Below are 15,197 nucleotides of genomic sequence, written 5' to 3'. Positions count from 1 at the left end.
CTTCAAAAGAGGTGCACCGTTACCGGCACACCTCTTCCTCAGACTTACTGCCAGTTAGCAGCCAGCACTGCCTCCAGTTGCGTTTGTTGTGCAGCTGTCAGGTTTCTCTCTGCTCCTGCATCGACTCCGAATGACGCCATGCTGTCGACCAGGTTTTGTACCTGGCTGTCGAGCAGGGTTTTGCCATCGGCTGTCTTGAACTGATCCACCTGGTAGTCGTTGGCTGCATACCAATTGCTTACCAACACCTTGTCGCTGGTGTCGATGATGCTGACTTCCAGATCGTTGCCACTGCGGCGGAACCACAGGTCTTCCAGGCTGACATCGGCGCCGAACTGCAGTACATCCGTGCTGCTGCCGGTGTCGTAGTTGCTGATGGTGTCTCTGCCCGAACCTATGCCGAACTCGTAGGTATCACTGCCATCGCCACCGCTGAGGTAGTCATTGCCAGCGCCGCCATTGAGTACGTCATTGCCTGTTCCGCCGTAGAGCGTATCGTTGTCGGCATCACCGAAGAGGTTATCGTTACCTGCGTCGCCATACAGCGTATCGGCGCCGGTGCCGCCGGACAGGTTGTCATTCCCCGCATCACCAAAGAGGCTGTCATCGCCGTCGCCAGCGCTGATGACATCGTCACTGGTGTAGCCACGCAGGGTCTGATCGGATGCACTGCCGAGCAATACGTGCGACTTGATGAGCGACTGATTCCAGGTCGTGCCATCGGCAAATTGCAGTTGGTCGATCTGATAGCCGCCTGTTGCGTCCTCGGAGAAGTGACTCATCACTCGCAGGCTGTCGGTCGTACCATTCACGCGAATGATCAGATCATTGCTCTCACGAACGATGCTGACATCGCTCGCATTGAGATCAGCAAGCTTCACGGTATCGAGTTTGCCGGTACGGCTTTCATGGGCGTAGTAGAGGGTGTCCTGGCCTGCGCCTTTACCGAACAGGTAAGTATCGTCGCCGTTACCGCCGTTCAGTTGGTCGTTGCCTGCACCGCCGTCCAGGACGTCGTTGCCGTCTCCGCCATAGAGCGTGTCATTGCCGACACCACCTTGCAGCCAGTCGTCGCCCGCATCGCCATTGAGCGTGTCAGCGCCAGCACTGCCGGACAGGGTGTCATTGCCACTGCCACCATTGACCGTGTCGTCGCCAGCACCCGCGTCGATCACGTCATTGCTGGACGTCCCCGACAGCGTTTCATCAATGTCCGAGCCTTGCATCACCTGGAACTTGATCTGGTTCTGATCCCAGAAGCTGCCATCGGCAAACTGGATACGGTCGATTTGATAACCGCCAGCGGCGTCACTCTGGAAGTGGTAAACCACTCTCAGGCTGTCGGTGCTGCCCAACACCCGGATGATCAGGTCGTTACCGTCACGGCGTACGCTGACATCAGAAGCATTGAGGTCAGTGAGCTTGATGGTGTCGAGCTTGCCCTCACGGTTTTCATAGGCGTAGTAGATGGTGTCCTGACCCGCCCCCTTGCCGAACAGATAAGTATCGTTGCCATCGCCACCGTCAAGCTGGTCGTTGCCCAGGCCGCCCTCAAGGATGTCATCGCCGGTGCCGCCATTGAGCGTGTCGTTGCCCGAACCGCCCTGCAGCAGATCATTGCCCACACCGCCGTTCAGCGTATCAGCCCCGGCATTGCCCATCAGTGTGTCGTTGCCAGCAGCGCCATTGATGACATCGTCACCCGCTCCGGCATCGATGACATCGTCACCGTCGGTCCCTGTAAGGGTTTCCTCGGCTTCGCTGCCCTGCAGTACCTGATTCCTGATGGCTGCCTGATCCCAGAAGCTGCCATCGGCGAACTGGATGCGATCAATCTGGTAGCCATAGGTCGCATCACTCATGAAGTGATAAACAACGCGCAGGCTATCAGTGCTGCCCAGCACACGAATGAGCAGGTCGTTACCATCACGACGCACGCTGACATCTGCGGCATTCAGGTCAACCAACTTGACGGTATCGAGCTTGCCCGCACGGTTTTCATAGGCGTAGTAAATGGTGTCCTGACCGGATCCCTTGGCAAACAGATAGGTATCGTCGCCATCTCCGCCATCGAGACGATCGTTACCCGCACCGCCATCAAGGATATCGTTACCAAGACCGCCATTAAGGGTGTCGTTACCCAGACCGCCCAGCAACAGATCATCTCCGGCTTCACCATTGAGAGTATCTGCGCCCTTGCTGCCTGACAGCGTATCGTTGCCGCTGCCACCATTGACGGTGTCGTCACCGGCGCCTGCATCAATGCTGTCATTAGTGGCGGTACCCGCCAGCGTCTCATCGGCATCGGTACCTTGCAGAACGGCGGACTTGATCGCGGCCTGATTCCAGGTGCTACCGTCAGCGAACTGGATCTGGTCGATCTGGTAACCATAGGTTGCGTCATTGGTGAAGTGGCTCACCACGCGCAGGCTGTCGGTGGTGCCCAGCACGCGAATGAGCAAGTCGTTACCCTCGCGACGTACGCTCACATCCACCGCATTCAAGTCGATCAGCTTCACTGTATCGAGCTTGTCTGCGCGCCCCTCATAGGCGTAGTAGATACTGTCCTGACCCGAGCCTTTGCCGAACAGGTAAATGTCGTCGCCATTTCCGCCGTCCAGCATGTCATTGCCAGCACCACCATCGAGTTGGTCGTTGCCATTGCCGCCGTTGAGAGTGTCCTTACCGTCGCCCCCATTCAGCACATCATTGCCATCCTCGCCATTCAAGGTGTCGGCACCGCTACCGCCCGAAAGGGTGTCGTTGCCGCTGCCACCGTTGATGACATCGTCACCCGCAGCGGCATTGATGGTGTCATCACTGCTCGTACCGGCCAGAGTTTCATCCGCCTCAGTGCCTTGCAGCACTTGCGCCTTGATCGCGGTTTGATCCCAGAAGCTGCCATCAGCAAACGCAATCTGGTCGATCTGATAACCCGCAGTGGCATCGCTCATGAAGTGATAGACAACGCGCAAGGTGTCGGTCGTGCCGTTGATACGGATCACCAGGTCATAACCATCACGCGCCACGCTGACATCGGCGGCATTGAGATCAACCAGTTTCACCTGATCGACCTTGCCTGCGCGGCTTTCATTGGCGTAGTAGATGGTGTCCTGACCCGAGCCTTTACCGAACAGATAGGTATCGTCACCGGCACCGCCATCCAGACGGTCATTACCAGCACCGCCATCGAGGATGTCATTGCCGCTGCCACCGTAGAGGATGTCGTTGCCCGATCCGCCTTGCAGCAGGTCGTTACCCTCGTCGCCGTTCAGGGTATCGGCACCATCGCCTCCCAACAGGCTGTCGTTGCCTGCTGCGCCATTGAGGGTGTCGTCGCCTGCACCGCCATCGATCAGATCATCGCTGGCAAAGCCGGCCAAGGCCTGATCAGCAGGGCTGCTGGTAAGCACTTGTACTTTTATTGCGCTCTGATCCCAGAAGCTGCCGTCGGCAAACTCGATACGATCGATCTGATAACCAGCCGTGGCGTCGCTCATGAAGTGATAGACAACGCGCAAGCTGTCGGTCGTGTTGTTGATACGAACAACCAGGTCATAACCATCGCGTGCGACGCTGACATCTGCTGCATTCAGGTCAACCAGTTTGATGGTATCGACCTTGCCGACACGACTTTCGTTGGCGTAGTAGATGGTGTCCTGGCCCGAGCCCTTACCGAACAGGTAGGTATCGTCACCGGCACCACCATCCAGGCGATCATTACCCGCACCGCCATCGAGTACATCGTTGCCAGCACCGCCGTTGAGGGTGTCATTGCCCGACCCGCCTTGCAGCAGATCATTACCCTCTTCACCGTTCAGGGTATCGGCACCCGAACCACCGGCCAGGCTGTCGTTGCCAGCACCACCGCTGATGGTGTCGTCGCCGGCACCCGCTTCGATCAGATCATCGGTGGCGTAACCCGCCAGAGACTGGTCGGCATCACTGCCTTGCAGTACCTGAGTCTTGATCGCGTCCTGATCCCAGGCGCCGCCATCGGCGAACTGGATGCGGTCGATCTGATAACCGGAGGTCGCATCACCCATGAAGTGATAAACGACGCGCAGGGTATCGGTCGTGCCGTTGATACGAATCACCAGGTCATAACCGTCACGCGCCACGCTGACATCGGCAGCATTCAGATCAACCAGTTTGACCTGATCAAGCTTGCCTGCACGACTTTCATTGGCGTAGTAGATGGTGTCCTGACCCGCTCCTTTACCGAACAGGTAAGTATCGTCACCGGCACCGCCATCCAGACGGTCATTGCCTGCACCGCCATCAAGCACATCGTTGCCAGCACCGCCATTGAGGGTGTCGCTGCCCGATCCGCCTTGCAGCAGGTCGTTGCCCTCATCGCCGTTCAGGGTATCGGCTCCGGAACCACCGGACAGGCTGTCGTTGCCTGCGCCGCCATTGAGGCTGTCATCACCGGCACCGCCCTCGATCAGATCATCGGTGGCGTAACCCCATAGAGACTGGTCGGCGTCACGCCCTTCCAGTACCTGAGTCTTGATGGCCTGCTGATCCCAGATGCTGCCATCGGCAAACTGGATCTGGTTGATCTGATAGCCGTAGGTCGCATCGTTGATGAAGTGGTTGCTGACCCGGATGCTGTCCGTGGTACCGATCACCCTGATCACAAGGTCACTGCTTTCACGGGAGACGATCACATCGCTGCTGTTCAGCCCGACCAGTTGGACGGTATCGACCTTGTTCTGCGCTGAATCATAAGCCGAGACAATGTCCTGGCCCGAACCCTTGCCGAACAGGTAGGTATCGTCACCGGCACCGCCATCCAGACGATCATTGCCAGCGCCGCCATCGAGGATGTCATTGCCCGCGCCACCGTTGAGGGTGTCATTGCCCGATCCGCCTTGCAGCAGATCGTTACCGTCCTCACCGTTCAGAGTATCGGCACCCGCACCGCCCTCGATCAGATCATCGCTGGCATAGCCCCCCAGAGACTGATCGGCATCACGCCCCTTCAACACCTGGGTCTTGATAGCCTGCTGATCCCAGACAGTGCCATCGGCGAACTGGATCTGGCTGATCTGATAGCCATAGGTCGCATCGCTCACAAAGTGACTGCTGACTCGAATGCTGTCCGTGGTACCAATTACCCTGATTACAAGGTCACTGCTTTCACGGGAGACGATCACATCGCTGCTGTTCAACCCGACCAGTTGGACTGTATCGACCTTGTTCTGCGTTGGATCATAAGCCGAGACAATGTCTTGGCCCGAGCCTTTGCCGAACAGGTAGGTATCATCACCGGCACCACCATCCAGACGGTCATTGCCAGCACCACCATCAAGCACATCGTTGCCCGCGCCACCGTTGAGGGTGTCATTGCCCGATCCGCCTTGCAGAAGATCGTTACCCTCTTCACCGTTCAGGGTATCGGCCCCCGAACCACCGGCCAGACTGTCGTTGCCAGCACCACCGCTGAGGGTATCGTCACCGGCACCGCCATCGATCAGGTCATCGGTGGCGTAGCCCCAAAGCGACTGGTCTGCATCGCTGCCCTGTAGCACCTGAGCCTTGATGGCTTGCTGATCCCAGATGCTGCCATCGGCAAACTGGATCTGGTTGATCTGATAGCCATAGGTCGCATCGCTCACGAAGTGACTGCTGACTCGAAGGCTGTCCAGGGTACCGATGACCTTGATCACCAGATCACTGCTTTCCCGAGTCACAGTGACATCACTGCTGTTCAGCCCGACCAGTTTGACGGTATCGACCTTGTTCTGCGCTGAATCATAGGCCGAAACAGTATCCTGGCCCGAACCCGCGCCAAACAGGTAGGTGTCATTGCCAGAACCACCGTCCAGACGGTCATTACCGGCACCACCTTCCAACACATCATCGCCACCATAACCGTAGAGCGTATCGTTACCGGCGCCACCGGTAAGGGTTTCGCTTCCTTCCGTGCCGGAGACAGTCAACGCAGTGACCGCTACAGGTGTGAACAGATTGGCGCTGATATCCTCCTTGCTCCAGATCACCCCGTCGGCAAACTGCACCTGATCAATGCCATAGCCGTAGATGGCACTGCCGTAGAAGTGGGAGCTGACCCGCAGGATTTCACCACTGTCCTTGATCTGAATGACCAGGTCATCTGACTCACGGCGCATCACCACATCGCCAGCGTTCAGCCCCTCCAGACGGATCACGTCCTGCTTGTTGGCCGTGGTGTCGTTGTAGGAATAGTTGTTGATGGTGTCCTGGCCCGAGCCCTTGCGGAACACATAGGTGTCGGAGCCGTAGTCACCACTCAACGAATCATTGCCACTGCCTCCATCCAGGGTGTCGTTGCCATCACCACCATTGAGGCTGTCACGGCCATCGCCACCGTTAAGGATGTCATCACCGGCACGGCCATTCAGGGTGTCGTTGCCCGACAGGCCGAACAGACTGTCTGCCGACTCGTAACCTGTAAGGGTCTCGTCGAATTCAGTGCCGGTCAGCAATACCGTACGAATCTGCTCATTGGTCAGTACCGTCCCATCGGCAAACTGCACCTGATCGATGCCGTAGCCATAGATGGCACTGCTGTAGAAGTGCGAGCTGACCCGCAAGGTCTCACCGCTGTCCTTGATCTGAATGATCAGGTCATCGGACTCACGGCGCATCACCACATCAGCCGCATTCAGACCTTCCAGACGAATCACGTCCTGCTTGTTGGTCGTGGTGTCGTTGTAGGAGTAGTTGTTGATGGTGTCCTGGCCGGAACCTTTGCGGAACACATAGGTGTCGGAGCCGTAGTTGCCACTCAATGAATCATTGCCACTGCCACCGTCCAGGGTGTCGTTGCCATCCTCACCGTTGAGGGTGTCATTGCCATCACCACCGTTGAGGATGTCATCACCGGCACGACCATTCAGGGTGTCATTGCCCGACAGGCCGAACAGACTGTCTGCCGACTCGTAACCTGTCAGGGTCTCATCGACTTCGGTACCGGTCAGCAACGCCGTACGGATCTGCTCATTGGTCAACACCGTGCCATCGGCAAATTGCACCTGATCGATGCCATAACCATAGATCGCGCTGCTGTAGAAGTGCGAGCTGACACGCAGGGTTTCGCCACTCTCTTTGATCTGGATGATCAGGTCATCGGACTCACGGCGCATCACCACATCAGCCGCATTCAGACCTTCCAGCCGGATCACGTCCTGCTTGTTGGCCGCGGTGTCGTTATAGGAGTAGTTGTTGATGGTGTCCTGACCGGAACCTTTGCGGAACACATAGGTGTCCGAACCGTAGCCGCCATCCAGCGAGTCGTTACCACTGTCGCCGTCCAGGGTGTCATTGCCATAGCCACCGGTGAGAGTGTCATTGCCTGCACCACCCAGCAGCGTGTCGTTGCCCTCTTCACCGTTGAGAGTGTCGCGGCCATCACCACCGTCGAGGATATCGTCGCCGGTACGGCCATTCAGAATGTCGTTGCCCGACAGGCCGAACAGATTGTCGGCAGACTCGTAACCTGTAACGGTTTCATCGCCGTCAGTGCCGGTCAGCAAGGCAGCACGGATCTGTTCATTGGTGAGTACCGAGCCATCGGCAAATTGCACCTGATCGATGCCATAGCCGTAGATAGCACTGCTGTAGAAGTGCGAGCTGACCCGCAGGGTTTCGCCACTCTCTTTGATCTGGATGATCAGGTCATCGGACTCACGGCGCATCACCACATCAGCCGCATTCAGACCTTCCAGCCGGATCACGTCCTGCTTGTTGGCCGTGGTGTCGTTATAGGAATAGTTGCTGATGGTGTCCTGGCCCGAACCCTTGCGGAATACGTAGGTGTCGGAGCCGTAGCCGCCATCCAGCGAGTCATTTCCGCTACCGCCGTCCAGAGTGTCGTTGCCATAACCACCGTTCAGCGTGTCATTGCCTGCACCACCCAGCAGCGTGTCGTTGCCATCTTCACCGTTGAGGGTGTCACGGCCATCGCCACCGTCGAGGGTATCGTCACCGGCACGACCATTCAGCGTATCGTTGCCCGACAGGCCGAACAGGCTGTCTGCCGACTCATACCCTGTAACGGTCTCATCGACCTCGGTACCGGTCAGCAGAGCCGTACGAATCTGTTCGTTGCTCAGCGTCGTACCATCGGCAAACTGAATCTGGTCAATGTTATAGCCGTAGAGAACGCTGGTGCTGAAGTGCGAGCTGACACGTAGGGTTTCACTGCTCTCCTTGATCTGAATGATCAAGTCATCGGACTCACGACGCATCACCACATCGGCAGCATTCAGACCTTCCAGACGAATCACGTCCAGTTTGTTGGCCGTGGTGTCGTTGTAGGCGTAGTTGCTGATGGTGTCCTGGCCCGAGCCCTTGCGGAACACATAGGTGTCCGAACCGTAACCGCCATCCAGCGAGTCGTTACCAGCGCCGCCGTCCAGGGTGTCATTGCCATAGCCACCGGTGAGGGTGTCATTGCCTGCCTCGCCCAGCAGCGTATCGTTGCCATCTTCACCGTAGAGCGTGTCCTTGCCGTCACCACCTTCCAGGGTGTCGTTACCGGCACGGCCATAGAGAATGTCGTTGCCTTGGGCACCGGACAAACGATCATCACTCGCGTAACCGGTAATGCTGTCGTCGCCCTCTGTACCAATCAGCAAGGCTGCGGTGATCTGTGCCTGATCCCAGACGACACCGTCAGCGAACTGCAACTGGTTGATTGCATAACCGTAGCTTTGATCGCTGTAGAAATGCGAGCTGACCCGCAGGGTTTCGCCAGTCTGACGAATCTGGATCACGAGGTCGTCGGATTCGCGACGGATGCTGACATCCTCCGTGGTCAGCCCATCCAGACGCACGACATCCAGCTTGTCCGGCGTAGTGTCGTTGTAGACATAGTTGTTGATCGTGTCGCGACCATAGCCCTTGCCGAAGACATAAGTGTCAGAGCCTTTGCCGCCGTCCAGGGTGTCGTTACCGGCACCACCGTCAAGCAGGTCGTTACCCGTTCCACCGCTCAGCGCATCGTTACCTGCGCCACCCAGCAGCGTATCGTTACCGTCCTCGCCGTAGAGCGTGTCCTTACCGTCGGCACCATCAAGCAGATCATCGCCAGCACGGCCGCTCAGAGTGTCATTGCCTGACAGACCGATGAGATTATCGTCGCTGGCATAGCCAGTGACGCTGTCATCGCCCTCAGTACCAATCAGCAAGGCTGCCGTGATCTTTGCTTCATCCCAGACAGTGCCATCGGCAAACTGTAACTGGTTGATCGCATAGCCATAGCTTTGATCGCTGTAGAAATGCGAGCTGACCCGCAGGGTTTCGCCGGTCTGGCGAATCTGGATCAGCAGGTCGTCGGATTCGCGACGGATACTGACATCACCGGTATTCAATCCTTCCAGACGAACGACATCCAGCTTGTTGGCCGTGGTGTCGTTGTAGGCATAGTTGCTGATGGTGTCCTGCCCTGAGCCCTTGCGGTAAACATAGGTATCAGAGCCCTTGCCACCCGCCAAGGAATCATTACCGGCACCACCATCGAGCGTATCGTTGCCAGCGCCGCCGGACAGGGTGTCGTTGCCAAGCCCTCCGAGAAGCGTGTCATTGCCCTCTTCGCCATAGAGGGTATCGCGACCCTCACCGCCGCTGAGCAAATCGTCGCCAGCGCGGCCACTCAATACGTCGTCACCTTCCAGACCAGTCAGCTCATCATCTGTCGCATAGCCGGTAATGGTGTCATTGCCCTCCGTACCAATCAGAAGCGCCGACGTGATTTTGGCCTGATCCCAGACCGTGCCATCAGCAAACTGCAACTGATCGATCGCATAGCCATAGCTTTGATCGCTGTAGAAATGCGAACTGACCCGCAGAGTTTCGCCCGTTTGGCGAATCTGGATCAGCAGGTCGTCGGACTCGCGGCGGATACTCACGTCATCGGCGCTCAAGCCTTCCAGACGGACAACATCGAGCTTGTTCAGCGTAGTGTCGTTGTAGGCGTAGTTGCTGATGGTGTCCTGGCCCGAGCCTTTGCGGAACACGTAGGTATCGGAGCCGAAGCCACCGTCCAGCGAGTCATTGCCGCTGCCGCCGTCCAGAATATCGTTGCCAGAGCCGCCATAGAGCGTGTCGTTGCCAGTACCACCCAGAAGGGTGTCATCACCGGCCTCACCGTTCAGGGTATCTCTACCGTCACCGCCATCGAGTACATCATTGCCATTACGCCCATAGAGGATGTCATTGCCGGCCAGCCCGGACAGCGTATCGGCAGTGTCATAACCCGTAATGGTGTCGTTGCCTTCAGTACCATTGAGAAGGCTTGCGGTAATTTGCGCTCGATCCCAGACGGTACCGTCGGCAAATTGCAACTGGTCGATGGCATAACTCCAGTTGCTGGATTCAGCACTGAAATGCGAACGGATACGCAGGGTTTCGCCGGTCTGGCGAATCTGCACAATCAGATCATCGGACTCGCGACGCAGACTCACGTCTTCGCCATTCAAGCCATCGAGACGCACGACATCGAGTTTGTTGACGGTCGTATCGTTGTAAGTCGAGTTATCGATTGCATCGGAACCAGACCCTTTGGCGAAGATATAGGTGTCCGATCCCTTGCCGCCTTCCAGCGTGTCGTTGCCCGCACCACCATCCAGTACATCGTTGCCGTTGCCGCCCACCAGGCTGTCGTTGTCGGCACCGCCTGACAGCGTGTCGTCACCGTCTTCGCCGTATAACGTATCGCGTCCCGCACCTCCCAGCAGAGTATCGTTGCCAAGAGCACCATAGAGCGTGTCATTGCCTACCAAGCCTTGAAGGGTATCGTCGGTGTCGTAACCGGTAAGCGTGTCGTTGAACTCGCCCCCCGTCAGCAGCGACGCCTTGATTTGCTCCACACCCCAGACCGTACCGTCAGCGAACTGCAGTTGATCGATGGCGTAGTTGTAGTAAGTACTGGCAGGAGAGAAGTGTGAGGAAACACGCAGGGTATCGCCGGTTTCCTTGATCTGGATGATCAGATCACTGGACTCGCGACGCAGGTTGATGTCGCCCAGGTTGAGCCCTTCCAGACGAATCACGTCCTGCTTGCCAACCGTGGTTTCGTTGTAAACAGCGTTGTAAATGGTGTCCTGGCCCGAGCCTTTTCGGAAGATATAGGTATCGGAGCCATAGCCACCCTCAAGGGTATCGTTGCCCGAACCGCCATCCAGCACATCATTGCCATAACCGCCGTTGAGCGAGTCATTACCTGCACCGCCCAGCAAGGTGTCGTTACCTTCCTCGCCATTCAAGGTGTCCGCACCGTTGCCGCCGTCGAGCACGTCATCGCCTGCACGGCCACTGAGCGTGTCATTTCCGTCCAGCCCGGAAAGGCTGTCTGCGGTGGCATAACCTGTAAGGGTGTCAGCACCTTCCGAAGCCTGAGTAACAACAGACTTGATCTGCGCGCCATCCCACACAGAACCATCGGCAAACTTCAGTTGATCGATGGCATAGGGCGAGGTGCCTTCCTGGCTGAAATGCGAGCGTACGGTCAGGGTATCGCCTGTCGCCTTGATCTGAATGACAAGGTCGTCACTCGAACGCGAGAACCGCAGATCAGCCGGATTGAGGCCGTCTAGCTGGATGGCATCGATCTTGTCTGCCGCTGTTTCGCTGTAGGTTCCATTATTGATAACGTCCTGACCATACCCCCTGGCAAACCGGTAAGTGTCGGAGCCACGACCACCGTCGAGAGTATCGTTGCCAGTACCGCCATCCAGAATGTCGTTACCGTCTTCGCCAGACAGATAATCCGAGCCGGCACCGCCGTTCAAGGTGTCCTGACCAATGCCGCCGTACAGGGTGTCGTTACCGCCATCGCCATTCAGAACATCGTCACCGGCAAGGCCGCTGAGGGTGTCGCCTCCCTGAGCGCCGCTAATGCTGTCATCAGAGGCATAGCCGGTCAGAACATCGCTGCCATCGGTACTGAGGACGGCCATGACCTTGACCTGCTCGACACTCCATTGAGTCCCATCAGCAAACCGGATCTGCTCCAGAGCGTAAGGAGTATCGCCATCATTCTGGAAGTAGCTGGAAACAGTGATCTTGTCAGTGGCATTTTTCAACGACAGGACAAGATCAGAACCTGAACGAGTGAGAATGATGTCAGTCGGCAAGATATCTGCCGCAAACTCGATAACATCGAGCTTGCCAACACTGGAGTCGTAGTTATTGACCGAATCCTGACCCCAGCCACGGCTGAAACGGTAAGTGTCGGAGCCTTCTCCACCATAGAGGTAATCGTTGCCGATACCGCCATCCAGGATATCGTTGCCCGAGTCGCCATACAGAGTGTCATTGCCCGCATCGCCCAGCAGCGTGTCGTTGCCCTCACCGGCAGTCAAATAATCCGAACCATCACCACCTGACAGTTGATCTGCACCCGTGCCGCCGTACAGATAGTCGTTGCCAGCTTCGCCGAGCAAGGTGTCATTACCCGCCAGACCTTGAAGCGTGTCATCACCCAGGCCGCCACGAAGGGTATCGTCTGAGGCGTAACCCCATATAGAGTCATTACCATCAGTCGCGACGACAACCATCGCCTTGATTTCATCTACAGACCACTGAGTACCATTAGCGAAACTTATGCTTTCCAGTGCATAAGGGCCAGCAGCGTCACGATTGAAATAGCTACTGACAGTAATGCGATCAGTGCTGCCACGTCGGCTCAACAGCAGATCATCATAACTGCGGCTTACAATAATATCGGAAGGCGAAATTTCTTCGGAGAACTCTATGGTGTCCTGTTTGTTAGTCGTCAGGTCATAGTTATTGACAGTGTCCTGTCCCCAGCCGGAACGAAAGAAATAGGTATCCGAGCCATCGCCACCGTAGAGGTAATCGTTGCCGGCATCACCCAGCAGAAGATCATCACCACCGTCGCCATAAATAGTATCACTGCCCTCCCCACCACTCAGTACATCGGCACCCACTCCGCCACTAAGGTAATCATTATCATCACCGCCAATGAGGAAGTCATTGCCACCGCTTCCTGTTAAATAATCATTACCTTTGGCACCGACCAGAAAATCATCTTGCTCCGTGCCACTGTAACTATCGCCGGCAACCGTACCCAACAGCACGGCATTTTTTCCACCGTATACAGCTTTCAACTGTGCCAGGCCAACATCATCAAGCTCATTCAGCCAGGTTGATATCGACTCATTCCATATACCTTTCTTCAACGAAGCGCCCAGCTCTGCTCCGTCTACAATGGCCTTGACCGGATCCAGTGCATGAACACGCGCCAGCTCCTGAGTGATGGCGCTGTAATCGATGACAAAACCATCCCCACTCCATGAAACCCCAAGCAGCGAGGTATAATTCTGCAAACGCGTCTGCAACAACAGGCCTCTGTAAACCGACTCGACCAAAGCATCATAAGCTTTATTGATCTGGTCAATCTGAAAGCTTTGCAAGCTCAGATTTTCTTCGGTTATATATATTGTTCCCGTAAGCAAAGCGCCAACCGTGCGATGTCCACCGGCACTGTTTCCGGAACTGGCTGACAAGAATACTTTCTTGTTATCACCCTCACCTTCTTCCCGGGAAGAAAAATTGAAATACTCAATACCCGTAAATGCTTCCAGTATCTTTATCTTTTCAAGAGCGTTTTGCTGAGCAAGCTGTGCAGCGGTAGGCTCTCTGGAAGGGGCAGGCGTATTATTTCCGCCATTATCACTGGCTATAAAAGTGGACGAGGGTTTTTCCCACGAGTAACTGAATTTTACCTGATAAAAACCGGTCCCCAGGTCCTCGACTCGCTCATCAAAGGAATCCATGGTGCTCGTCCCGGCCCATGCCCCCAGCAAACGATCTACCAACGCCAACTGCGCTTGACGAGTAGTGGCGGATGAGTAATCAGACAAAGCCTGCTTTAAAGAACTGCTGAGCATGCTGGCTTCACGAAGATCACGCACAGTGCCTGAGCCCTGCATATCGGCCAGTTTTTTTGCTTCTTCATCCAACGCTATCTTGTCGGGAAACTCTCTATAAAACGTATTTTGGGCGAAATCGATGGTACCTACGATACCTTGGGTTTCCGCTCCTGTCTGGGCATCGATGCGCGTATAAGAGCCCAGATTGGATATGATATTTCCATTATTGGCAGAGCCGTGTACTGCACCTGTCACATTGATTGACGTAACACCCAGTGCGGCCAGTGTCTTTAATTCATTAGATTGGGAAATACCATCCTGGTTATGATCCTGCCAGACCTTGACCGAAGCAAAAGCAGCATCTTGCTCATCAAAGATGCCGTCTTCGTTATCATCGAGATCAGCAATAGCTTCAAACCCGTTTGCGGCGGTTTTACCATTCCTCAATACAGTATTGACACCAAACAGTTCAGAACCATTATCTATGGTGCCATTTTTATTCTTGTCGAGTACCAGCAGTGCATCATCCGCACTGACCCAACCCGTTCCAAGCTTATGCCCATCCCCATCGTGGTCAAATACGATCCCTTTATCTCGCGAAACAGTCTCGACACCATCACCATCAAGATCCAGTACCAGAGGGTCAATATATGAATAGGCATCGGAGAAATATTTTTGAACCGTGTCATAAATGAATCCGCCCAAGGACTGGCCAAACTCATCAAGCCCCAAGTCATCCCACATCCACTCAAAAACGGAACCGATAGGCTCATCCAGTCCCAAGTACTTCATCATGCCTGCAACGTTTTGCAGCAAGGCCTCTGTCAGATTCCCCATGTACTCGCTGAAGGTATCACCTCCGATCTGTACATAGTCACCATCAAGGCCCAATGGCGGAGGAAGCATATCCCCGATAGTTCCTGCCCAGTTCCAGCGCTGAAGGTTCAGATCTGAAACAGCAGACTGTACATCCGCGTCAATAATATCCTGTAACGGCGGGATACCATTTTGCCCCATGACATCATTAAGAACATTATTCGCCAGCGCATCAGATGCAACCTGAAAATCGGCATCGGATAGAGACCTGCCATCGGCGGCGGCTGCAAAACGTACCGACCCGCGAACCATATCACTATAAAAACTACCATCATTCTGGTTGATAGACTGAGCAGCAGAAAGCCAGTTTGATATTTTCCCCAGCTCAACAGCATTTTGCCCACCGGGATCGGAGGCCACTTGCTGGTCTACAATGGTTTTAAGATAAGCATACGCACCGGGGTAATTACCCTGAGCTTGCAAATTACCTAACGT

General features: G+C 55.7%; 1 protein-coding gene. It reads right to left on the bottom strand.

Annotated features, from left to right (window positions below):
• Positions 1–44: 44 nt before the first annotated feature.
• Positions 45–14,792, bottom strand: coding sequence for a calcium-binding protein (locus Q6A51_RS19720; RefSeq protein ID WP_304575527.1), 14,748 nt, complete (start codon positions 14,790–14,792; stop codon positions 45–47).
• Positions 14,793–15,197: the final 405 nt, after the last annotated feature.

The organism is Pseudomonas serbiensis (genome assembly GCF_030580745.1).
In the GTDB taxonomy this organism is placed as follows: Bacteria; Pseudomonadota; Gammaproteobacteria; order Pseudomonadales; family Pseudomonadaceae; genus Aquipseudomonas; species Aquipseudomonas serbiensis.
This window is presented reverse-complemented; position numbering and strand designations above follow the sequence as displayed.